A 21389-nucleotide genomic window follows, 5' to 3' on the forward strand; every position below is an offset into this window, starting at 1 on the left:
CTCGCAGCGGCGGATGCGTCAGTGCGAGCCGGGGGCCTCCGCGGCCTCGGCGGTGCCCGCGCCCTCGGCGCCGCCGGGCATCTCCCGCCATTCGCGGCGCCGGGTCTCGGCGATGGCGACGGCGGCGGCCACAGCGACGTTCAGCGAGCCGACGCGGCCGATCTGCGGGATGTAGACGGCGGTGTCGGCCGCCGAGAGCAGGCCCGGCGAGCAGCCGTGGTCCTCGGCGCCCACGGCCAGGCAGACGTCGCCTTCCAGTGGGGCCTCGTGCAGCGGCACGGCGCCGCGGGCGAGCTCGACGGCGGCGACGCGGTAGCCCGCCTCGCGGGCGGCGGCCGCGGCCTGCGCGCCGGTGGAGGCCTTCTCCAGGCGGAGCTTCTGCTCGGTACCCAGCGCGGTCTTGCCCACCTGGGGATGGGCCGGATCGGCGGAGTTGCCCGCCAGCCAGACCGTCTCGACTCCGAACGTCGCGCAGGTGCGCAGGATGGAGCCCAGGTTGAACGGCTGGGTGACGGACTCGGCGATGAGGGCGATTCTGCCCTGGGTGCGCCTGCGCCAATGGCGGTTGAGTCGCTTGACGTCAGTGGGGCGCAGCTGCGTGCTCACCTGCGGTGCGTTCCTCGTGTACTGGTCGTTGCCGGTGCGGTTCGTCGTCTCCACGATAGCGGTATCGGGGAGTTCGGGGCAGGGGGCGGGCGCCGAGTGCGGCGCCCCGCCGCCGGGACGGAGGCGTCCCGGTCAGGGCGCGTGGACGCGCAGGACCCGGAATCCGGCACGCGAGGCGGCGCGCTCGGTCGCCATACCCGCCTCCTGCTCCAGCCAGCGGTGCAGCGAGTCGGAGCCCAGGTTGCGCTGGACGACCAGGTGGGCCGTCCCGCCGGGGGCCAGCCGGCCCAGCCAGGTGCGCAGCAGCCGGTGCAGCGCCTCCTTGCCGACGCGGATCGGCGGGTTGGCCCACAGGGCGTCGAACGGCCCGGTAGGCGGGGGTTGCGAGGGCCGGGCGAGGGCGTCGGCCGGCGAGCCGTCCCCGTTCACCAATTGGAAATCTACGTTGTAAAGGCCGTTCTCGGCGGCGTTGCGCCGAGCCAGCTCCAGGGCGCGCCCGTTCACGTCCACGCCCAGCACCGCGGCCTCCGGCGCCCGCGCGGCCATCGCGAGCGCGATCGGGCCGTAGCCGCAGCCGACGTCGAGCAGGCGTCCGCGCTCGGGCGGTGGGGGCACCGACTCCAGCAGCACCCGGGTGCCCAGGTCCACGCGATCGGCGGAGAACACGCCGCGGTCGGTCGCCAGCCGCAGGTGCAGGTCCGGCAGGACCAGGTCGACGGAGGCGGGCCGGCTGGCGGCGGCGGGGTCGGCGTCGAAGTAGTGCTGCGCGCGTTCGCGCCCCTCGCCGGGGGAGCCGCCGTGCTCGCGCCGGTCCACGGCGCCTCCAATCACCACCTGCCCCCGCCGGGGCGTGTCTTGCGGTGCGCCGGGCCTCCGGCGGGACCGCGGGCGGGGTCGCGCCGGGCGCGGCAGCTGTCCGCTCGCGCACCACGGGCGCACGCTACCAGCAGCCGGCCGCCGGCGCGGGTGTGCGCTGGGCCGAAGCGGCGGACCGCCGGTTGCGCAGGGGGACGGTGCCGCACGGGCGCCACGGGGCGGGGCCGGCGCCGAGGCGGTCCGCGCCACAATCCGACCGGTCGGTAGTGTGGTGCCGTCGGAGAGCACGGACGAAGGGAAACAGGTCGTGGGACGTTTTGCCGGCAAGGTCGCCATCATCACCGGAGCCAGCCGCGGGATCGGGCTGGCCACCGCCCGGCGCATCGCCGACGAGGGCGGCAAGGTCGTCGTCACCGGGCGCAACCCCGAGCCGCTGGAGAAGGCGGTCTCCGACCTCGGCGGCGCGGGCACCGCCGTGGGCGTCGCGGGCAAGGCGCACGACGCCGAGCACCGCGACGAGGTCGTCCGGCGGACGCTCGCCGAGTTCGGCCGCATCGACGTCCTCGTCAACAACACGGGCACCAACCCCGTGTTCGACGCGATCGTCAACGTGGACCCCGCCGCGATGGCCAAGATCTTCGAAATCAACGTCATCGCCGCCGCGTCCTGGGTCAGCGCCGTCCACCGCGCGTGGATGGCCGAGCACGGCGGCGCGGTCGTCAACGTCGCGTCGCTGGCGGGCCAGCACCCCTCGCCCGGCCTCGGGATCTACGGCGCCAGCAAGGCCGCCCTGATCAACCTCACCGAGCAGCTGGCCTACGAGCTGGCGCCCGTGGGCATCCGCGTCAACGCCGTCGCGCCGGCCGTGGTGAAGACGAAGTTCGCCGAGGCGCTCTTCGAGGACGAGGAGAAGACCGCGGCGGGCTACCCGCTGGGCCGCCTGGGCGTGCCCGAGGACGTCGCCGCCGCCATCGCCTACCTCGCCTCCGACGAGTCCTCCTGGGTCACCGGCCAGACCCACACCCTCGACGGCGGCCGCACCCTCAGCGCCGGCGTCGAGTAGCACGCCGCCGAGCCGCCGCGGGCCCGGCCCGGCGTACGCGACCGCATCCGCTCCGACCTGCGCAACCGCCCCCCTCCACCGCTCCTTGGAGCGCCATTGCATTCCAACGTGGGCAGGCGGAGGATGGTGGGTAGTCCCGCAGGTGAGGACACTCAGGCGAGCACGTGCCGAGGGGAGTAGCGATGAGAGCCCGGGTCGGAGACCACCTCGTCGTCGAGGGGCCCCGCGACGACATGCACCGCCGCACCGCAGTGGTCACTCAGGTTCGCGGCAGCGAGGGCGCACCGCCCTACCAGGTCCGATGGCTGGACGAGGACGCCGATACCGAGTCCCTGGTCTACCCCGGACCCGACGCCCATATCGAGGAGAACCCCGCCGGGGGCTGAGCCGCCCGGTGCATCAGCTGGAGGTGGGTGACGATGCACACCACGAAGCGGTGGAACATCGACATCCTGCTGTCAGAGGAGTCCGAGGGCGACTCCGCCCGCACCATGGCCGAGGCGGGCCTCGACTCCCAGGACGGCGTGGGGCTGCGCGGCCACGGCATGGCCCGCAAGCACCCCACCGACGACGACGTTCCCGAGATCGGCGACGAGCTCGCGGTGTCGCGCGCGCTCGCCGACCTCTCCCGCCAGCTCCGGCAGGTCGCGGCCGAGGACATCAGCGACCACACCGGAACACCCTGGCGTCCGTGAACCCGGTCCAAAGGCGAGTACGCCGGACTACGGCCGCGGCTCCCGGCCGCCGCGGGGGCGGGACCGGTCCGCGGCCACGGCGTGCGCCGAAGATCCGGCGGCGGGCGGGCCCGGGTGCGGCGTGAGCCGCGCCCCGGCTCGGCGGTGCCGCTGTGCGGCGCGCCCGCGAAAGTGACTCGGGCGCGCGGCGCCGACACGCCCCGCGCGGCCGGATGCGGCCGCCGGGGCACCGACCCCGGGTTTCGGGGCGGACACCGCCTGCGGCCGGTTGTGGTCGCGCTGGGTGTTCGGGTTGTTCACTGATGCGTGATCATGGTGGGGCAGACTCTGGCGGTATGACCACCTCTTCTGGATCGCAGGCCACGCCCTCCCGGGTGCTGGGCACCGCCGACGCGGTCACCGTCGGCGCTGCGGCGATGATCGGAGCCGGCGTGTTCGCGGTGTTCGCGCCGGCGGCGGAGGAAGCGGGTGCGTGGCTGTGGGTGGCGCTGCTGATCGCCGCCGTGGTCGCCTACTGCAACGCCACCTCCTCGGCGCGCCTGGCCGCGCGGCACCCGGAGTCGGGCGGCACCTACGTCTACGGGCGCGAGCGCCTCGGCGAGCTGTGGGGCTACCTCGCCGGGTGGGCCTTCACCGTGGGCAAGGCGGCCTCGTGCGCGGCGATGGCGCTGACCTTCGGCGCCTACGTCGCGCCCGAGCTGGCACGGCCGCTCGCGGTGGCCGCCGTGGTCGCGCTGACCGCGGTCAACTACCGGGGCCTGCGCACGTCGGCGGGACTGGCGCGGGTCCTGCTGGCGGCCGTCCTCGCGGTGCTGGCCGCCGTGGCCGCCGTGGGACTGCTCGGCAGCGAGGCCAACCCCGCCCAGCTGGCGGTGTCGGGCCACTGGCCCGGCTTCTTCGGCCTCCTGGGCGCCGCGGGCATGCTGTTCTTCGCCTTCGCCGGCTATGCGCGCATCGCCACGCTCGGCGGCGAGGTCCGCGACCCCGCGACGACGATCCCGCGCGCGATCGGCATAGCCCTGGCCGGCGTCTTCGTCGTCTACCTGGTGGTGGCCGCCGCGGCGCTGACGGTGCTGGGCCGCGACGGGCTCGCCGAGAGCAGCGCACCGCTGGCCGACACCGTCGCGGCGGCCGGCTGGCCGGAGCTGGTCCCCGTGGTGGCGGCGGGCGCGGCGCTGGCGAGCCTGGGCGCTCTGCTGGCGCTCATCCTCGGCGTCTCGCGGACCGTGGCGGCGATGGCCTCCGACGGCCACCTGCCGCGCTCCCTGGCGGCCACGCACGAGCGCTTCGGCGGCCCGCACCGCGCCGAGGCCGCCGTGGGCGCGGTCGTCTGCCTGATCGTGCTGGTCTCGGACCTGCGCGGCGCCATCGGGTTCTCCGCCTTCGGCGTGCTGGTCTACTACACGATCACCAACGCCTCGGCGCTGCGACTGGGCCCGCGCGAGAACCGGCCGCCGCTGCTGGTGCCCGTGGTGGGCCTGGCCGGGTGCCTGGTGCTGGCCTTCACCCTGCCCCTGAGCTCGGTCGTGAGCGGCGCCGCGGTCATCGCCGCCGGAGCCGCCGTCTGGGCCCTGCGGCGGCTGGTCCTGGACCGCCGGGGCTGACCCCCGCGCCCCGCGGGCCTGCAAGCCCGCTGCGGGCGGAACCGCCCCCGCGCCGCCTCCGCGCTGGGGGAGCGGGTGGAGGGCGGCACAGCCCCTCCTCGGGAGGCGACGGCGAAGACGCGTGCTGCGCGGCCGTTGGCGGCGCCGCGGCGGGTGCGGGCCCCTCGGGCGGGCCTAGCGGGCCGGGGAACCGGTGCCCGACAGCTCCGCGAACGCGCGCAGGGCCGTGGCCGAGAGGGGGATGCGGGCGAGGTCGTCGGCGTCGAACCAGGCGCAGTCCTCGGTGGAGCCGCCGACCTCGACCACCCGCAGCGTCCGCGGATCGGCGACGTGGGCGTGGAAGAACACCCACACCGCGTAGACGTCGCTCTCCGGTCCGGCCGGGCCGAGCTCGCGGGTGCGGCGGTAGTGGCTGATCGCGATGAGCTCGCCCACGCCGCAGCGCTGGTCGGTCTCCTCGACCACCTCGCGGCGCAGTGCCGCGCGGGGCGACTCGCCGTGGTCGACGCCGCCGCCGGGCAGGTGCCAGGTGCCCGCGCCCGGAAACCCCGGGGCGATCCGCGAGAGCAGGATGCGCCCCGCCGGGTCGGTGACCACCCCGTAGCAGGAGAACCGGCGCAGCACGGGCCCGGCGCGCTCGGCCTCCTCCTCGGCCAGAAGGTCGGCCGACGGCTGCGCCGGCAGCGCGAGCGCGGCGCGCACGGGGATGCTCCGCCCGCCGGGGGCGGCCGTGGCCCGCTCCACGGGAGCGGTGTAGTAGATCCGGTCGATGTGCAGCTCCACGGTGCCGCCGCCGGCGCTGCGGGCCTCGGCGAGCTCGGTGCGCACGTCGCAGGGCGCCAACCGGACGTCGGCCGCAAGCCCGGCGGCGGCACGGGCCACCTCGGCGGGGTCGTCGCCGAAGCCGACCCTGGCCCCGGCCAGGCGCTCCTCGCCGGGCGCCCCGCCCGCGTCCAGCACCGCCCGGCCGTCGGCTCCGACCAGGGCGAGGTGGGCGGTGGCGCGGCGCGCGCGCCGCGGTGCGTCCGCGGCGCCGGGGACGCTCACAGTCCCGCGTCGGCGGTGCGGCCGACCTGGGGCTGGGGCCCGGGGGAGGCGGGTGCGCGCGAGGCGTGCACCATCCGCAGCAGGTCGTCGAGTCCCGGCACGGTCTGGACGTCGTGGTCGGCGGCCTCGTTGCGCTCGTGCCGGTCGACGAGCACGGGGTGCAGGCCCGCGGCCACGGCGCCGAGCGCGTCGGCGTGCAGCTGGTCGCCCACGTGCCAGGCGCGCTCGGGCGGGACCTGGACGCTCCGGCAGGCGGCGTGGAAGATGCGCGGGTCGGGTTTGCCCGCCCCCGCGGTGTCGGCGCAGGCCACCGTCGGGAAGAACCCCGCGAGGTCGAGCGCGGAAAGCTTCTCGCGCTGCAGCTGCTCGATGCCGTTGGTGACCACGGCCAGGCGTATGCCGCCGCGGGCGAGCTCGCCGAGAACGGGCACCACGTCGCGGAAGGGCGCCCACGCCGAGCGGTGCGCCGACAGGTAGACCTGGTAGAGCTCGTCGCAGTGCTCGTCGGCGATGTGGGAGTGGCCCGCCTGGATCGCCAGAGCGCGCACGCGCTCGCGGCGCTGCTCCTGCAGGCTGAGGCGGCCGGCGATGTAGGCGCCGAACGAGATGTCGGTCTGGACGTCCCACAACCGGCGGGCGGCGGAGAACTCCGGGTGCCCGAGGCGTTCCATGATCGTGCGCAGTCCCGCCGAGCTGGCGGCGCGGTCGTCGAGCAGGGTGTCGTCGAGGTCGAAGAGGATCGCCTCGGGTGCGGGGGCTGTTGGGGGCATCGTTCCTTTTCCGTCGTCCCTGGTTGAGGGCAACCTCAAACACTGCCACGGTACCGGGCGAACTGCGCAAACGCGGTAGCGGGCCCGGTTCGGGCGGCCCCGTCGCCGCCTCGGACCGGCGCCGATGGGACCGGTCGCGGCCCCTGCCGGCTCCGCACTGGCCGGATGCGGTCACCCCGCTCAGGGCACGCGCTGGTTCCACGCCATCGACGCCACGGCTGCCGCCGCGGCCAAAAGCAGGCCCACGAGCACGAACCGGGTGACGATCTCGCGGTCGACGGTCTCGCTGCCCAGGGAGGATCCGATGTCGTCGTAGACGTCGCTCAGCTCGGCCTCGGACTCGGCCTCGTAGAAGTGGCCGTCGGTGTCGGCGGCCAGCCGCTCCAGGGCGCCCTTGTCGATGTCGGCCTCGACCGGTTCGCCGTTGATCTCGATGATGGCGGCGCCGGTGCCGAAGGCGATCGTGGAGACCGGGACGCCGATGTCGGCCGCCTCCCTGCTCGCGGCGGTGATCGGGCGCCCGCTGGTGTTCTCGCCGTCGGAGAGCAGCACGATCGCCGACGGCGGCGGGTTCCGCCCCGCCTCCTCGTCGAAGGAGCGGATGGACTCCAGGGAGGTGAAGACCCCCTCGCCGATGGCCGTGCCCGGCGACATCTGCAGCGTCTCGATCGAGTCGGTCACGGCCTGGTGGTCGTGGGTGGGCGAGGAGATGACGCTGGCGGTCGAGGAGAACGCCACCAGCCCGACGTTGAAGCGGTCGGGCAGCGAGTCGACGAACCCGCGCGCGGACTCCTTGGCGGCGATCAGCCGGTTGGGGTCGACGTCGTTGGCCGCCATGGAGGGCGACACGTCGATCGCGACCATGATCGTGGCGCGCTCGCGGGGCACCTCGACGGGCATCGCCGGCCGGGCCACCGAGGCGATCAGCACGGCCACGGCCAGGAAGTACAGCGCGGCGCCGACGTGGCGCTGCCAGCCCGACCGCCGGGGCGCCACCCGGTCCAGCAGCGCGAGGTTGGTGAAGCGCAGCGTGTTCTCGCGGCGGCGGAACTGCAGCAGGACGTAGGCGGCGACGAGTGCGGCGAGGGCGAGCAGCAGCCAGAGCCACCCTGGCGATAGGAATGTCACCCGGTCGTCCTTTCTGCGTGCCTGCCTGGATGCCCCCGGAGGCGCTCTTGCTCGGCCGGTGCGAGGCGCCTGCCCACGCGTGCGCGCCGGCCGCCGGGCATCAGCGCGGGATGGCCGGCGTGTGCCGGGACAGCCGGTGGGCGGTGCGGCGCTGCTCGATCACGAACCGCGCCATGTCCGCGATCCAGTCGCGGTCGGTGCGCAGGGTCAGGTGCGGGACCCCGCAGCGGCGCAGCGCCGCCCGGACGGCGGCGCGCTGGTCCTGGGCGGCCTGGCGGTAGTCGCGCCGGACGCGGGGGCTGAGGCGGACCTCGCGCGTGCGTCCGGATTCGGGATCCTGCATCGTGACCAATCCTATGTCGGGAAGGTCGAGTTCGCGGGGGTCGACCACCTCCACCGCCAGGACCTGGTGCCGGCCGGCCAGGCTGCGCAGCGGCCGCTCCCAGCCTGCGGGCGCCTGCGCCGAGACCGCCTCGGGCGGGGTGTCCAGGAAGTCGGAGACGACGACCCGCAGGCCCCGGCGCGACCGGGTGCGCGCCAGGTCCTCCAGCGCGTCGGCGAGGCCGGCGCCCTCGGCGTCGGAGGTGTCGCCCTCGGGCGCGGCCGCCACAGTGGACAGCAGCGACATCAGCGCGGCCTTGCCCGACCGGGCCGGCCAGCGGCGGATGCGGCCGCGGTGCAGGAAGTGCGCGCCGAAGCGGTCGCCCACCCGCTGGGTGAGCACGGTGACCGCGGCCATGGCACCGATCGCGACCTCGCGCTTCTGGTCGTCCACGGTGCCGAAGTCCATGCTGGCCGAGAGGTCCAGCAGCGTCCAGCTCTCCAGTTCGCGGTCGGCGACCAGGTCGCGGACGTGGGGCACGGTGGTGCGCGCGGTCACCGACCAGTCCATCAGCCGCACGTCGTCCTCGCCGGGCTGGTACATCCTGGCCTCGGCGGGCTCGCTGCCCGGGCCGGCCCGCAGCCCCAGGTGCTCGCCGTGCAGCAGGCCCTCCAACCGGCGGACGATGCGCAGGTCCAGCCGGTGCAGGGCCTCGTGCATGCGCGGGTCGAGCCCGGGGCCGATGGGGCGCTGGGGCATCGCCGCCGCCTAGCGCACCGCCGCGGCGGCCTGCTCGCCGCTGGGCGGGTCGTCCCAGATGACGCGGGGCGGCGGCACCGCGGCCAGCACCCGGTCGACGACCTGGGTGGTGGAGACGCCGTCGGCCAGCGCGTCGAAGGTCAGCACGAGCCGGTGCGCGATGACGTCGCGGGCCAGCACGCGCACGTCCTCGGGCAGCACGTAGTCGCGGCCGCGGATGAGCGCCAGCGCGCGGGCGGCGGCGACCAGGCCCAGGCTGGCGCGCGGGCTGGCGCCGACCTCCAGCACCCGCCGCAGTTCGGGCACGCCGTAGCTCTCGGGCTCGCGGGTGGACATGACCAGGCGCACGACGTAGTCGGCGATGAGCTGGTGGACGTGCACCCGCTCGGCGTCCCCCTGCAGCTCCTTCAGCGTGACCGGGTCGAGGATCTGGTGGGGCTCGGGCGGGCGGGCGCTCATCCGCCGCAGGATCTCCATCTCCTCGTGGGCGCGCGGGTGGTCCACGACGACCTTCATCAGGAACCTGTCGCGCTGGGCCTCGGGCAGCGGGTAGACGCCCTCGGACTCCACCGGGTTCTGCGTGGCGATGACGATGAAGGGGTCGGGCAGCGGGTGGGTGGCGCCGCCCAGCGAGACCTGCTTCTCGGCCATGACCTCCAGCAGCGAGGACTGCACCTTGGCGGGCGCGCGGTTGATCTCGTCGGCGAGCACGAAGTTGGCGAAGACCGGGCCCAGCTCCACGTCGAACTGCTCGGTGGAGGGGTGGTAGATGCGGGTGCCCACGATGTCGGAGGGCACCAGGTCGGGTGTGAACTGCACGCGCGCGAACGAGCCTCCGGTGACCTTGGCCAGGGTGGAGACCGCCAGCGTCTTGGCGATGCCCGGCACACCCTCCAGCAGGCAGTGCCCGCGCGCGATGAGCGCGACCATGCTGCGCTCGACCATCTGGTCCTGGCCCACGATGACGGTCGAGACCTCCTGCAGGGCCGCGCGCAGCAGGCGCGTGGGCTCGCCGGTGGAGCCGCCGCCGCGCGGACGCGGCCCGGAGTCCTCGCCGTGCCCGCCCGGGAGCTCGGATCCGGCCATGTCACCAGCCTTTCCAGTGCGGCGCGGTCACCGCTGCCCGCCGCCGGGTACGTTGATGGTCACGCACCGGCGATGCTACCCGCAACGCATGCGGGGAACCGGTCCTCCGGTGCCGACGCGATCAGGGCCGTGGCAGGCGAGAGGAGGCCCCGGTGCCCCTGCACGAGGCGGACCCGCGCCAACTGGGACCGTTCCGGCTGACCGGCCGGGTCAGCGCGAGCGCCGAAGGCGTCGTCTACAGCGGCCGCGACTCCCGCGGACGGCGGGTGAGCGTCGCCATGCTCAGCTCCGGCGCCGCCGCCGACCCCGCCGCGCGCGACCGCTTCGCCGCGGCGGTGCGCGGCGGCAAGGGGATCGCCGACCCGCCGAAGGTGCTCGCCTCCAGCCTCACCAGCCCCGCCGCATCGTGGGTGGCCGTGCGCGGCGGGGGACCGCGCGGCGCCGAGGCCTTCCTGGAGCCCGTGGCGGTGGCGGCGGGCGAGTCGGCCGGCGCCGAGGCGGCGCCCTCCTACGCCCCCTACTGGGCGGGGCGCGGGAGCCCCGGCCCGGCGGCGGCCGCGTGGTCGTGGGCCTCGGTGGGGCACCGGCGGGGGCCGGGGGCGCCGGCGCGCGCCGGGTGGCCCGTGATCGTCGCGCTGCTGGTGGCGCTGCTGCTGATCGCCGTGGTGGTCGTGGCGGTGTTCCTGCTGCTGCAGAACATGTCGGCCCAGGCGAGCCGGCCGCCGCCGCAGCCGTCCTCGGGGACGGGCTCGCCGTCTCCGGGGCCCGGCAGCGGCTCCGACGGGCCGCCGCAGCCCTCGCCGGAGGAGCCCACGCCGACCTCGTCGCCCAGCGGCGACGTACCCAGCGTGGACGTGGACGAGGACGACTACCCGGCGGGCGAGGTCCCCTCCGACCCCGAGGACCAGGCCTAACCGGGCCCGGCGCCGGGCCCGGCCCTTCGTTGCGGAAGCCGGCGCAGCAGGCGGGGGAGCACGCCGGGCGGAGGCCGCCCCCGCACTGCGTAAGCTCAGCAATGCGTACGCCGGGATTGCACAGCGAAACGCATCCTCCGGCGCCCGACCGCAGACCACCTGCCTGCCCTCTGCACGCGGACACATGAGGCAGTGCCCTCAGCCGAGGAGCGCGGCGAGCGGTACAGGAGCACGTTGTGCCACGAGAAGGGCAGGACTGATGCGCCCCATGAAATACACCGTCTCCATCGAGATCGCCCTGCCGCGGGAGAAGACGGCCCGGCTGCTCGCCGACCCGGCACACCTGCCGAAATGGCTGCGGGGCCTGGTGGTGCACGAGCCGCTGAGTGGAGGGCACGGGCAGCTCGGCACGGCGTCGCGGGTCGTGATGCAGATGGGCCGGCGGAAGTTCGAGTGCACCGAGACCATCACCCGCCGGGAACCCGAAGACCTGCGCGAGATCCCGAATACGGGCGTCGTTCACTTCGACCGCGAGATCGTCGGCGAGGGCATGTGGAGCGCCGTGCGCGACCGGCTGACCGAAGCGGGCCCGGAAACGACGCTCTGGGCGAGTGAGAACGAATACCGGTTCGACGGCTTTCTGATGAAGCTGGTGGGGCGTCTGATGCCCGGAGCCTTCCGCAGGCAGTCGCAGCAGCACATGCAGGACTTCAAGGCGTTCGCCGAGCGGGGAGAGGACGTCCGCGAAGCGGCGGACTGATCTGCCGCAACCGGTCAGGCTCCGGCGGCGCGGCGTGGTGGTCTTCCCTTCATGCGTAGACGACCGCTGGGCAGGGTCCGCCGGCGCCGTCCGGAGACGACCGGTGCCGAAGGCGGCGAGACCGCGCTGCGGCGTGCGAAACGCTCCGCAGCCATACCAGGCGTGCGTCCGGAGCGGCCGGCTCGCGGCTCACCACCGAGGAGGGTCCGGTGCCCGATCAGCTTGTCTTCGTCGACGGCGCGGGCCGTCGCTGTGCGGTTCCTCGCAGGCGGAGGGGAGTGCTGCGGAGGACCGCCCGCGGACACGCCGACGCGAAGGGCCGCGTCCGATTTCGGCCGCGTTCGGCGCCCGTGTCCGCAAAAACCGATCACCTCGGCGCCGGCCTGCGTTGCTGCAGTCGTGTGTCCCCGCTGGCGGCGTCCTCGACGAGGGCCGGCCCTCCGCGCGCTCGCCGGTGTCCGGCGTCGGCCACGAGGGAATCTACATCGTAAAGGTGTCCGTAGGAAAACGGCCGCAAGGATTGCCCCGGCCGTGAACGCGGTAGGACCACCACCGCACGTCACCGACCACCGACCCGGAGGAGTCCACCCATGGAGCTGCTCACCGAAGACCAGATCAGCGACGGCCTGCAGCGGCTCGACGGCTGGGAGCGCGACACCGACGGCAGCGACGCGATCCGGCGCATCGTGCGCATGCCCGACTTCATGAGCGGGATCCACCTGGTCACCTCGGTCGCCCACGCCGCCGAGGAGGCCGGGCACCATCCCGACATGGACATCCGCTACAACCGGATCACCTTCCACCAGACCACCCACGCCGCCGGCGGTCTGACCGCCGCCGACATGCAGCTGGCCGCGCGCATCGACGAGCTCGTTTCCGACGCCCTGTCGCACGCCTGAGCCGGGCCGCGGGGCACCCGCGACCCGGCCCGGCCCGTATTCTCCTGCGCCGATGCGCCGATGCGCCGATGCGCCGATGCGCCGATGCGCCGATGCGCCGGGACTAGGGGCGGGTCAAACCCGCCGTGCCCCCAGCCGCGAGCGGCGGATCTTGCCCGAGGGGCTGCGCGGCAGCTCCTCGGCGAACGTGATGTGGCGCGGGTAGGCGTGCGAGGCGAACCGGGTGCGCACGATCTCGCGCAGGTCCTCGGCCAGGTCGTCGTCGCCGACGGCCCCCTCGCCGAGCACCACCGTCGCCGCCACGAGCTGTCCGTGCACCTCGTCGGGCAGGCCGTAGACCGCCGCCTCCTCGACCGCGGGGTGCTCCAGCAGCGCAGACTCGACGTCGAAAGGGCCGATGCGGTAGCCCGCGGAGAGGATGGCGTCGTCGTCGCGCGAGGCGAAGTACAGGTTGCCTGCGCGGTCGCGGGTGCCGGCGTCGCCGGTCAGGTACCACCGGCCGTCGGGGGTGAACCGGGCCGAGGTGGCCGCGGGGGCGTCGCGGTAGCCGGTGAACCACATGAGCGGGCTGTGTTCGGTGTCCACGCCGATGCGGCCGAACGCGCCGGGCGGGGCCTCCTCGTCGGCGACGGCCTCCAGCACGCCGGCGCGCCAGCCCGGCAGCGCCGTGCCCAGCGAGTCGGGGCCGGGCTCGGCGCCCTCGGCGCCCTCGGCGGCCGCGGCCGGGTCGTTGGGGCGGCCCACACACATGCCCAGCTCGGTCTGGCCGTAGTGGTCGCGTACGGGCACGCCGAACACGTCGCGCGCCCATTCCAGCACGTCGGCGCCGAGCGGCTCGCCCGCGCTGGAGAGGCGGCGCACCGCGATCTCGGGCGGCAGGGTCTTCAGGATCGCGCGCAGCGAGCGGTACACCGTCGGCGCGGCGGCCAGGTTGGTGACACCGTGGATGGCCAGGACGTCCAGCACCAGCTCGGGGTCGAAGCCGGCGTCCAGGTGCAGGGTGCGGTGCCCGGCCAGCAGCGGGGAGATCAGGCCGTGGTAGAGCCCGTAGGCGCCGCTGGGGTCGGAGGTGTTCCAGTAGACGTCGTCGCCGGTGACGTCCAGCCCGAAGCGGTGGTAGGCGTGGAAGGCTGCCAGGGCGCGCACGGGAACCGGGACCCCCTTGGCCGGCCCGGCGCTGCCCACGGTGTGCATCAGCACGAAGGGGGAGCCGCCGCCCACCGCGGCGGCGGTGACCGGCGCCCCCGCACCCGCCGCCGCGAGCCCGGCGAGGGTGCGGTCGCCCTCGCGCAGCGGGGCCTCGCCCGTGGTGACCACCCGGGAGACGGACCCCTCGGGAAGGTCGGGGCCGGGGTCGAGCTTGGCGCGCTGGTCGTCGTCGGCGACGACGAGCCTGGTACCGGGCGTGAGGCGGTGGGCGATGGCCGAGGGGGCGAAGGTGGTCAGCAGGGGCACGTGGACCGCGCCGAGCCGCCATGTCGCCAGCGCCGCCACGGCGAGGTCGGCGCCCCGGGCCACCATGGTGGCCACGTCGTCGCCGGCGCGCACGCCCTCCGCGGCCATGCCCGCGGCCAGCGCCGCGGAGCGGTCGGCCAGCTCGCCGTAGGTCACGTCGCGCGCGGCGAGGTCGGCCCCGACGTCGGTGAGGGCGACGCGGTCGCGGGGGTGGCGGTCGCAGAGGAGTTCGGCCACTGATGCGGTGGGAGTGTCGTAGGTGGCGAGCCAGTCGCGTACCTGCTGCGCCGGGTCGGGCATCGGTGGTCGTCCCCTTGTCCGGTGGTGGGTTGGGTGTAGGGCCTGTCTCGTACCAGACTATGTCCCTTCCTGTGATGTGCGTCCCAGGGGCCGGGCGGCCGCAAAGCCGGTGGCGCCCGCGGATCGGTGAGGCGAGGATGTCGGGCATGAACGCAGACGCGGAGGAAGCCGCCCGGAGGCTGGGCCTGGACGAGCAGGCGCGGGCCTGGCTCGACGAGGCCGCCGGGCTGGAGGCGCCCGGCGGGGGGCCGCACCTGGCGCCGCCCTCCCGGGCCCGGGAGGCACTGGCGCCGCTGGGGCCGGCGCGGGCCGACGAGGACGAGATCGCGGCGCTGTGGCCCGACGGCTCCTGGCCCGAGGAGCTGATGTGGGTGGTCGGGCGCATGTACGCGCGCCTGGCGGCAGACCTGGCCGAGGGCCGGACCGAGTGGCGCGACTGGCCGGTGCTGGTGCACTCCGCGGACGCGCGGGTGCGGTGCGCGATGCCGGTCGCTCTGACGGCCGCGGTTCCGCCGGTGCTGGCCGAGCACGCCCGCTGGGGCGTTCCCGCGCCGGTGAGCGCGGCGACCCTCGCCGACATCGGTCGCCACCTGGCCCAGACCCGCGCCATGTTCGGGCGGGTGGGGCTGGAGACGGCGACGTGGGCGGCGCTGCACTTCCGGTGCGGCCTGTACGAGCTGGGGCGGCTGCAGTACGAGCCCGCCACGGTGCGCTGGAATGCGCCGCAGGAGACGCCGGGGCTGGAGTCGGAGTCGGAGCCGGAGCCGGAGCCGGCCCGCGGCGCGCCGGTGCTGCGGCTGCACATCCCCGCCGACGGGCCGCTGGACCCCGAGCAGGTGGACGCGTCGCTGGCGCGGGCCCGGGGCTTCTTCGCCGACTGCTTCGGCACCGACTACCGGATCGCCTCGTGCTCGTCGTGGCTGCTGGATCCGCAGCTTGCGGAGTACCTGCCGGAGTCGTCCAACATCATCGCCTTCCAGCGGCGGTTCGCGCTGGTGGGGGAGGACGCGCCCGGTGACGGCGACGTGTTCCGGTTCGTCTTCGGCATGCCCGCCGTCGACGTGGCCCGCGCTCCGCGGCGGAGCCGGCTGGAGAAGGCCGCGGTCGAGCACCTGCGGGCGGGCCGCCACTGGCGGGTGCGCACGGGCTGGCTGCGCCTCTAGACGAGTGAGTCCGCTGTCGTCAGCGGTCGTAGGCGATCAGGGTCCGTTCGACAGGTGCGTCGGTCTCCCGGTCGGGCCGGATCGCCGCGGCCACAGACGGCAGTCGCCTTCCGGTGCGGGCATGATCCCGGCCGGGCTGCGTCCGCCGCGGGACTCCGGGCCGAGCCGGCCTTTGCGGGTGTCGACGACCGCCGCGGTCCACCGGCGGAACCGGGCCGGGCGGCCGTGGCGCGGGGACTCGTTCTTGCGGTCGGGCCGCACGCGGCGGCGGCGTCGCCTCGGTGACGAAGCGCGCGAACCCCGTTCCGGCGAAGCCCGTGTCGGCCGGGATGACCTGTCCTGCGCGCACGAGGTCGTGGTCGCGCCGCGGCGGTGCGAGCCGGGCGCTAGTCCGCGGAGTCCGGACCGTCGTCGGGATCGGCACCGGCGCTCCAGCCGGCGGTGCCGACCCGGCCGGCGCCGGAGCACTCGCGGCAGCGGCGGGGGACCACCATCTCCCCGGTGATGTCGCTGCCGGAGTAGCCGACGACGGAGACGCGCAGCCCGCTGCCCTGGCAGGCCTGGCAGACGATCATGAGGTCCATCCCCGCAGCATAGGCCGGCGCGCCCCCTGCGGTCAGCCGGCGGCGCGCTCCACCAGGTCCAGGCCGGACAGCAGGGCGGCGAGGCGGTCCTCGTCGTGCCCGACGACCGGGGCGTACTCGGTGACGGCGACGCCGACGACGCTGTGGTGGGCGGCGACGGCGGCGAGCGCGCGGGCGACGGCGGCGACACCGGGACCCCCGGGCGCCGGCACGGAGACGGCGGGCATCTCCAGGGGGTCGCACACGTCCATGTCCAGGTGCACGTAGGCGGGGGAGCCGGCACGGCGGCCGGCGGTGAGGCCGCGGGGGTCGGCGGCGAGCTCGGCGGGGCCCAGCGCGGTGACGGCGCTGTGGGCGATGTAGGCGCGCTCGGGCGGGTCGAGGTCGCGGACGCCGGCGAGCACGACCTGGTCGGGGGAGAGCGCGGGGGGCGCCTGGCCCATCAGGTCGGGATGGCCCTCGCCCAGCAGGGTCCGCAGCGCCATGCCGTGGGCCAGCCCGCTGGGGGACTGGGCGGGGGCGTTGAGGTCGGCGTGGGCGTCGATCCAGTAGACGGTCATGCCGGGGTGGCGGCGGGCGAGGTGCTGGGCGGCGGCGGTGTCGCAGGCGCAGTCGCCGCCCAGGGTGAGGATGCGCGCGGGGTCGCGGCGGGCGAGGCGCTCGCGCATGCGCTGCGCGGTCTGGGCGAGGGTGTCGAGGTTGCGGACGCCGTCGCGGGCGGTGCGGGGGCCTTCGGAGACGGCGATGTGCAGCCGCCCGGCGTGGGTGGGCACCAGGCGGGCCAGGGCGCCGGCTCCGGCGGCCACGCGCACGTCGTCGCCGCCCTGCCAGAGGGGGACGACCAGATCGACCTCGCGTTGCCACACCATGGGTTCACCCTAGGGCCGCGGGGCGCCGGTCGCAGGGGAACCCGGCTACGGACCGTGACCGGCAGCGGCCACGCCCGCGGGTAAACCGTTCCGGCAGCACGGGAGGAAGGGGGCGGCGCCGCTTCGCGGGGGAGGCGGCCACAGCCTCCCCCGCCCGGCCCGGGCCGACCTCAGCCGGCCGGCTTGGCGGCGGTCACGCGGAGGCGCACGTAGTCGGCCCACCAGCTGCCGCTGTGGTGGAGCACCGGGCCCAGCCGGTCGGTGAGGCGGTCGATGAAGGCGTCGGTGTCGGGTGCGCCGGACAGCAGGGGGGCGCCGAACATGCGCAGCCAGTCGGCCAGCCCGTCGTCGCCCTCCAGGCGGGTGGGGCGGTCGAACAGCCACGCGCCGGTGACCTTCAGCCCGGCCTCCTCCAGCACGGCGGAGTACTCGTCGATACCGGGGAAGTACCAGCCGCCGTCCGCCTCGGGCAGGCCCTGTTCGGCGCGCAGGGCGCGGGCGGCGCCCTGGATGGTCCCGACGTTGCCGGCGCCGCCCAGTTCGGCGACCAGGCGGCCGCCGGGGCGCAGCGCGCGGGCGATCCCGGCGGCCGCGGCGCCGGCCTCGGGGATCCAGTGCAGCACGGCGTTGCTGAGCACGGCGTCGAAGCCGGGCTCCAGGTCCAGGCTGCGCAGATCGGCCACACGCAGGTCGAGGTGGGGGAAGCGCTCGCGGGCGCGGTCGATCATCTCCGGGCTGGAGTCGACCCCGACGACCTCGGCCCCGGCGTCGGCCAGAGTCGCGGCGAGGTCGCCCGTGCCGCATCCGGCGTCGAGGATCCGTTCGCCGGGGCGGGGGTCGAGCTCGCCGATGAGGTCGCTGCCGTGGCGGGCGACGAAGGAATGGCGGTCGTCGTAGAGGAGGGGATCCCATCGCTGTACTGCCATGGCGGAAACCTATCGTTTCGTCTCATTGTGCGAAATTCAAATCTCATGATTCGGACGACAGGAGTACGCCTGCGCCCGCTTCCGCGTCCGGGAGCGGGCGGGTGGCCGCGGATGGCGACAGCCTGCCACGCCCGGGCGCCCGCGCGGCAGGGGGGCGTGCGCCGCGCACCGGCCTCGCCGACCGGTCGCCCGGCCGGGTCCGGGGTGCCCGGTGCGCCGCGGAGCCCCGCGGATCGCCGCCTCCGGCGCACCCGGGTGGAGGTTCGCCTGTCGCCCGCCGTGCCCGGCTGGATTCGGTGCGCACGACGTGATAAGCATGGGGTGCTCGGCTGAGAGTTTTCACAGGAACATCGTTCCGGTATCCCATCGGCAACGAAGTTATCACGACGCGACGGTGCCGTCCGGACGTCCTGCGGGCTCCCGGACACCGCCGGCCCCCGGACCAGCGCTCCCGTCACGAAAAAACGCACCCCCGTGGCCACACAGACGCGAAACGACGCTCCCGCCCGCACCCCGGACGCGGCGGGCACCCCGTCCGGACGCCGGTTCCTGCCGGAGGTGCAGGGGCTGCGCGCCGTGGCGGTGGGGCTGGTGCTCGTCTACCACCTCGACCACGACCTGCTGCCCGGCGGCTATGTGGGCGTGGACGTGTTCTTCGTGATCTCGGGGTTCCTGATCACCTCGCTGCTGCTGCGCGAGGCGCGCACCGAGGGGCGGGTGTCGCTGGGGCGGTTCTACATCCGCCGGATCCGGCGCATCCTGCCCGCAGCGAGCGTGGTACTGGCGACCACCGGGCTGGCGGCGTTCTGGCTGCTGCCGGAGCCGCGGCTGGACGAGACCGCCGAGGAGCTGGCGGCCAGCGCCCTGTACGTGGAGAACCTGTTCCTGGCCGACAAGTCGGTGGACTATCTGGCGGCCGAGAGTGCGGCCAGCCCGGTGCAGCACTTCTGGTCGCTGGCGGTGGAGGAGCAGTTCTACCTGCTGTGGCCGCTGCTGTTCGCGGTGTGGGCGGCGCTGGGGGCGCGGTGGTTCCGGCTGCGGGTGGTGGGCGCGGCCATGGGGGCGGTTCTGGCGGTGTCGCTGGTGTGGTCGGTGGTGGTGACGTTCGCGGACCCGGCGCCGGCCTACTTCCTGCCGCAGGCGCGCGTGTGGGAGCTGGCGGCCGGGGGTGTGCTGGCGCTGCGGGCGGGGTCGGGCCCGGGGGAGTGGCCGGCGGGGCTGCGGTGGTGTCTGGGCTGGGCGGGTCTGGGCGCGATCGGGTGGGCGGCCCTGTCCTACAGCGATCAGACGCCGTTTCCGGGGGTGGCGGCGGTGGTGCCGGTGGCCGGTGCGCTGGCGGTGATCGCGGCGGGCGAGAACGGGGGCCGGTGGTCGTCGTGCGGGGTGCTCTCCAGCGCGCCGGCGGTGTGGGGCGGCGGTGTGTCCTATGCGCTGTATCTGTGGCATTGGCCGGTGGTGGTGTTCGCGCCGGCGGTGGCAGCGGGCGGGGTGCAGTCGCCGGTGGGGGCGGCGGTGGCGGCGGCGGTCTCGGTGGTGCTGGCGTGGGTGACGAAGGCGGCGGTGGAGGATCCGGTCCAGCGGTGGGGGCGGCTGCGGTCGGGCCGCGGGGCGGGGGTGTTCGCCGTGGTGGCGGCGCTGGTGGTGGTGTCGGTGGGCGGGGGGTTGTTCTGGCGGCACGAGTGGCTGCGCACCGTCCCGTTCGACCCCGCCGTCCACGTCGGCCCGCGGGCCCTGGGTACCTCCGAGCCCGCGGCGTCCTTGGGCGCACCCGTCTACCCCTCGCCCGTGGCTGCCGGGGACGACCTGCCCGAGGTCTACCGCGACGACTGCCAGGCCGCCAAGGACGAGACCACGCTCGCACCCTGCGTCTACGGCCCCGGCGACGCCGACACCGCGGTCGCCGTCGTCGGCGACTCCCACGCCACCCACTGGGTGCCGGCGCTGCGCAGCATCGCCCGGGAGCGCGACTGGCGGGTGCACGTCTACACCAAGGCCTCCTGCGGGTTCACCTCGGCGCGTCTGGAGCTGCCCGGCGCCGACCGCGCCTACAGCGAGTGCGAGCGCTACAACCGGGCCGTCCTCGACGAGCTGACCGGCGACCTGCGCCCCGACCTCGTCTTCACCAGCTCCAGCGCGCTGGCCACCAAGGACGGCGCCTCCTCCGAGGCCCGGGACCGCGCCGGGATCGCCGCGGGCATGATCCGGCTCTGGGAGCCGCTGGACGAGGCCGGCATCGACATCGTGGTCATCCGCGACACCCCCGCGACCCGGCCCCGCCCGTCCGAGTGCGTCTCCCGGTACCCGACGGAGCCGGAGCGGTGCGGGCGCGCCCGTGACGAGGCCTTCGCGGCCGAGGACCCCCAGCTCATCGCCGCCCGCGAGACCGAAGCCCGCGTCACCGTCGCCGACCTCAGCGACGCGTTCTGCACCGGCGGCATCTGCCCTCCGGTGATCGGCAACGTGCTGGTCTACCGCGACAGCCACCACATCACCGCCACCTACTCCCGGCTGCTGGCACCCGATCTGGAGTCCGCGGCGCAGCAGGCCATCGGCGACCGCTGAGGCGCCCCTCCACGGCGGTACGTGCGCCGCAGCCCGGCGCCCGCCGGTCGCGCCGCCGGATCTGAGTACCGGTACTCGGGCGCCGCCGCCCGGCCGCGGCCAGCATGGGGCACATGAGCACTACACCGGTACGCCCCAGCACGACCTCGGCGTTCTACCTGCAGTCCGCACTGTCCTTCGGCGTCTCGGCCGTCGCCGTGGGCACGGGCATCGTCTTCCTGCCCGTCGACGCGTGGATGCGCGCGTTCCTCGCGCTCGGCGTGCTCTACGTCATCACCTCGGCCTTCACCCTGGCCAAGTGCGTACGCGACCGCCAGGAGGAGACCACCGTCTCCGGGCGGGTGGACCAGGCCCGCCTGGACAAGCTGCTCGCCGAGCACGACCCGTTCAAGACCGACGTCCACTGAAGCCGCGGGCCCGCGCTCTCACTCCTCGAACAGCAGCGCCGCCACCTGCGCCGATCGCCACGTGCCGCGGGCACCGGGACGGGAGGCCAGGTAGGCGGCGCTGCGGCGGGCGCTCCAGCCGTGGCCGCCCCGCAGCCCCGAACCGATCACCCCGAGATAGGACGCGGCGGGCGCCGCCGGCTCCACCGCCGCACTCGGCCAGTGGGCGGTGAAGGTCAGCACCGGGTGGCCGTCGACGTCGCCGCAGTGCACCAGCGTCTCGTAGCGCCCCGCGCCCAGCCGCAGCCTGCCGCGCTCGGGCACGCGCGCCAGGTCCGGGTCGCCGTCGGGGGAGCGGTACATCTCCTGCGCGGCGAAGTCGCCGAGCTGCCCGGACGTGACCAGGTAGGCGCGGGCCGGGGCCGCGCCGGGCAGGTCGGGGTCGTACAGCGCCAGGCCGCCGCCCCACATCCGCGAGGCCAGCGCGAAGTACACGCCGCCGGGCAGCCACACGGCGCACCGTGCGCGCGGCGGCGCGGTGTCGCGGCAGCCGGGGTTGGCGCGGCTGCCGCCGGGCGGGACCCCGCCGGCGAGGTAGCAGGAGAACCGCTCCAGGGACATGTTCGCGCCATAGCTGGCATACCAGACCAGCTCCGGGGATCGCGGCACCGCCGG

At 75.2% G+C, this 21389-nt stretch carries 22 protein-coding genes; 10 read left to right on the top strand and 12 right to left on the bottom strand.

Annotated features, from left to right (window positions below; all coding sequences use genetic code 11):
- Window positions 1–18: 18 nt before the first annotated feature.
- Entirely contained in the window at window positions 19–606 is a 588-nt protein-coding gene (locus ABD284_RS11855) for a TrmH family RNA methyltransferase (protein ID WP_344143258.1), read from the bottom strand.
- Window positions 607–738: 132 nt separating this feature from the next.
- Window positions 739–1422 carry a class I SAM-dependent methyltransferase gene (locus ABD284_RS11860; RefSeq protein ID WP_344142884.1) on the bottom strand — a complete coding sequence of 228 codons (684 nt, stop codon included), beginning with the start codon at window positions 1420–1422 and terminating at the stop codon, window positions 739–741.
- A 307-nt stretch (window positions 1423–1729) separates the two neighbouring features.
- On the opposite strand from ABD284_RS11860, the gene ABD284_RS11865 reads away from it, so the two are divergent.
- From ABD284_RS11865 to ABD284_RS11880, 4 genes are all read left to right on the top strand, one after another.
- Complete coding sequence (locus ABD284_RS11865) at window positions 1730–2485, top strand: SDR family oxidoreductase (RefSeq protein WP_344142885.1); 756 nt, start codon at window positions 1730–1732, stop codon at window positions 2483–2485.
- A 182-nt stretch (window positions 2486–2667) separates the two neighbouring features.
- A complete protein-coding gene (locus tag ABD284_RS11870; RefSeq protein WP_344142887.1) occupies window positions 2668–2871 on the top strand; it encodes a DUF1918 domain-containing protein in 204 nt (67 codons plus the stop codon).
- A gap of 33 nt (window positions 2872–2904) precedes the next feature.
- Complete coding sequence (locus ABD284_RS11875; protein ID WP_311546291.1) at window positions 2905–3180, top strand: DUF1876 domain-containing protein; 276 nt, start codon at window positions 2905–2907, stop codon at window positions 3178–3180.
- A gap of 335 nt (window positions 3181–3515) precedes the next feature.
- On the top strand, window positions 3516–4784 hold the full coding sequence (locus ABD284_RS11880; protein WP_344142888.1) for an APC family permease: 1269 nt from the start codon (window positions 3516–3518) through the stop codon (window positions 4782–4784).
- 174 nt (window positions 4785–4958) lie between these two features.
- On the opposite strand, the gene ABD284_RS11885 is transcribed toward ABD284_RS11880, so the two are convergent.
- The 5 genes from ABD284_RS11885 to ABD284_RS11905 all read right to left on the bottom strand — a co-directional run bounded on the left by ABD284_RS11885 (window position 4959) and on the right by ABD284_RS11905 (window position 9896).
- Window positions 4959–5831: an NUDIX hydrolase gene (locus ABD284_RS11885; RefSeq protein ID WP_344142889.1), complete on the bottom strand. Its 873-nt coding sequence runs from the start codon at window positions 5829–5831 to the stop codon at window positions 4959–4961.
- Complete coding sequence (locus tag ABD284_RS11890; RefSeq protein ID WP_344142891.1) at window positions 5828–6601, bottom strand: HAD family hydrolase; 774 nt, start codon at window positions 6599–6601, stop codon at window positions 5828–5830. Before ABD284_RS11890 ends, ABD284_RS11885 begins: the two co-directional genes overlap by 4 nt.
- Window positions 6602–6781: 180 nt before the next feature.
- Window positions 6782–7729: a VWA domain-containing protein gene (locus ABD284_RS11895; protein ID WP_344142892.1), complete on the bottom strand. Its 948-nt coding sequence runs from the start codon at window positions 7727–7729 to the stop codon at window positions 6782–6784.
- A 100-nt stretch (window positions 7730–7829) separates the two neighbouring features.
- Window positions 7830–8810, bottom strand: coding sequence for a DUF58 domain-containing protein (locus ABD284_RS11900; protein WP_344142893.1), 981 nt, complete (start codon window positions 8808–8810; stop codon window positions 7830–7832).
- Between the two features lie 9 nt (window positions 8811–8819).
- Window positions 8820–9896, bottom strand: coding sequence for an AAA family ATPase (locus ABD284_RS11905; RefSeq protein ID WP_344142895.1), 1077 nt, complete (start codon window positions 9894–9896; stop codon window positions 8820–8822).
- 152 nt (window positions 9897–10048) lie between these two features.
- Here ABD284_RS11905 and ABD284_RS11910 point away from each other — a divergent pair, with 152 nt between their 5' ends.
- The 3 genes from ABD284_RS11910 (at window position 10049) to ABD284_RS11920 (ending at window position 12469) form a co-directional block, all read left to right on the top strand.
- Complete coding sequence (locus ABD284_RS11910; protein ID WP_344142896.1) at window positions 10049–10810, top strand: hypothetical protein; 762 nt, start codon at window positions 10049–10051, stop codon at window positions 10808–10810.
- Between the two features lie 259 nt (window positions 10811–11069).
- Window positions 11070–11570, top strand: coding sequence for an SRPBCC family protein (locus ABD284_RS11915; protein WP_344142897.1), 501 nt, complete (start codon window positions 11070–11072; stop codon window positions 11568–11570).
- 590 nt (window positions 11571–12160) lie between these two features.
- A complete protein-coding gene (locus tag ABD284_RS11920; protein ID WP_344142899.1) occupies window positions 12161–12469 on the top strand; it encodes a 4a-hydroxytetrahydrobiopterin dehydratase in 309 nt (102 codons plus the stop codon).
- 114 nt (window positions 12470–12583) lie between these two features.
- Here the strand turns inward: ABD284_RS11920 and ABD284_RS11925 are convergent, their stop codons facing one another.
- Window positions 12584–14224: an AMP-binding protein gene (locus ABD284_RS11925; protein ID WP_344142900.1), complete on the bottom strand. Its 1641-nt coding sequence runs from the start codon at window positions 14222–14224 to the stop codon at window positions 12584–12586.
- A 146-nt stretch (window positions 14225–14370) separates the two neighbouring features.
- Here ABD284_RS11925 and ABD284_RS11930 point away from each other — a divergent pair, with 146 nt between their 5' ends.
- Entirely contained in the window at window positions 14371–15387 is a 1017-nt protein-coding gene (locus tag ABD284_RS11930; protein WP_344142901.1) for an acyltransferase domain-containing protein, read from the top strand.
- Window positions 15388–15773: 386 nt separating this feature from the next.
- On the opposite strand, the gene ABD284_RS11935 is transcribed toward ABD284_RS11930, so the two are convergent.
- The 3 genes from ABD284_RS11935 to ABD284_RS11945 form a co-directional block, all read right to left on the bottom strand.
- A complete protein-coding gene (locus ABD284_RS11935) occupies window positions 15774–15971 on the bottom strand; it encodes a hypothetical protein (protein ID WP_344142902.1) in 198 nt (65 codons plus the stop codon).
- Window positions 15972–16003: 32 nt separating this feature from the next.
- Window positions 16004–16840, bottom strand: coding sequence for an arginase family protein (locus ABD284_RS11940; RefSeq protein ID WP_344142903.1), 837 nt, complete (start codon window positions 16838–16840; stop codon window positions 16004–16006).
- Window positions 16841–17010: 170 nt separating this feature from the next.
- On the bottom strand, window positions 17011–17766 hold the full coding sequence (locus tag ABD284_RS11945; RefSeq protein ID WP_344142904.1) for a class I SAM-dependent methyltransferase: 756 nt from the start codon (window positions 17764–17766) through the stop codon (window positions 17011–17013).
- 474 nt (window positions 17767–18240) lie between these two features.
- Here ABD284_RS11945 and ABD284_RS11950 point away from each other — a divergent pair, with 474 nt between their 5' ends.
- Window positions 18241–20328 (top strand): acyltransferase family protein, encoded by a 2088-nt coding sequence (locus ABD284_RS11950; RefSeq protein ID WP_344142905.1) that lies wholly within the window; start codon window positions 18241–18243, stop codon window positions 20326–20328.
- Window positions 20329–20441: 113 nt separating this feature from the next.
- Window positions 20442–20735: a YiaA/YiaB family inner membrane protein gene (locus ABD284_RS11955; RefSeq protein WP_344142906.1), complete on the top strand. Its 294-nt coding sequence runs from the start codon at window positions 20442–20444 to the stop codon at window positions 20733–20735.
- An 18-nt stretch (window positions 20736–20753) separates the two neighbouring features.
- Here ABD284_RS11955 and ABD284_RS11960 read toward each other — a convergent pair whose 3' ends face one another.
- The gene (locus tag ABD284_RS11960) at window positions 20754–21383 is read right to left on the bottom strand and encodes a histone deacetylase (RefSeq protein WP_344142907.1); all 630 of its coding nucleotides are present in this window, start codon (window positions 21381–21383) and stop codon (window positions 20754–20756) included.
- Between the last annotated feature and the right edge of the window lie 6 nt (window positions 21384–21389).

The sequence above is a fragment of the Streptomonospora arabica genome, from assembly GCF_039531585.1.
In the GTDB taxonomy this organism is placed as follows: Bacteria; Actinomycetota; Actinomycetes; order Streptosporangiales; family Streptosporangiaceae; genus Streptomonospora; species Streptomonospora halophila.

Coding starts and splice junctions, on each gene's coding strand:
- ABD284_RS11875 (WP_311546291.1), top strand. CDS start 2,905: ATGCACACCACGAAGCGGTGGAACATCGACATCCTGCTGTCAGAGGAG.
- ABD284_RS11930 (WP_344142901.1), top strand. CDS start 14,371: ATGAACGCAGACGCGGAGGAAGCCGCCCGGAGGCTGGGCCTGGACGAG.
- ABD284_RS11920 (WP_344142899.1), top strand. CDS start 12,161: ATGGAGCTGCTCACCGAAGACCAGATCAGCGACGGCCTGCAGCGGCTC.
- ABD284_RS11935 (WP_344142902.1), bottom strand. CDS start 15,971: ATGGACCTCATGATCGTCTGCCAGGCCTGCCAGGGCAGCGGGCTGCGC.
- ABD284_RS11870 (WP_344142887.1), top strand. CDS start 2,668: ATGAGAGCCCGGGTCGGAGACCACCTCGTCGTCGAGGGGCCCCGCGAC.
- ABD284_RS11890 (WP_344142891.1), bottom strand. CDS start 6,601: ATGCCCCCAACAGCCCCCGCACCCGAGGCGATCCTCTTCGACCTCGAC.
- ABD284_RS11880 (WP_344142888.1), top strand. CDS start 3,516: ATGACCACCTCTTCTGGATCGCAGGCCACGCCCTCCCGGGTGCTGGGC.
- ABD284_RS11900 (WP_344142893.1), bottom strand. CDS start 8,810: ATGCCCCAGCGCCCCATCGGCCCCGGGCTCGACCCGCGCATGCACGAG.
- ABD284_RS11945 (WP_344142904.1), bottom strand. CDS start 17,766: ATGGCAGTACAGCGATGGGATCCCCTCCTCTACGACGACCGCCATTCC.
- ABD284_RS11905 (WP_344142895.1), bottom strand. CDS start 9,896: ATGGCCGGATCCGAGCTCCCGGGCGGGCACGGCGAGGACTCCGGGCCG.
- ABD284_RS11940 (WP_344142903.1), bottom strand. CDS start 16,840: ATGGTGTGGCAACGCGAGGTCGATCTGGTCGTCCCCCTCTGGCAGGGC.
- ABD284_RS11955 (WP_344142906.1), top strand. CDS start 20,442: ATGAGCACTACACCGGTACGCCCCAGCACGACCTCGGCGTTCTACCTG.
- ABD284_RS11925 (WP_344142900.1), bottom strand. CDS start 14,224: ATGCCCGACCCGGCGCAGCAGGTACGCGACTGGCTCGCCACCTACGAC.
- ABD284_RS11915 (WP_344142897.1), top strand. CDS start 11,070: ATGCGCCCCATGAAATACACCGTCTCCATCGAGATCGCCCTGCCGCGG.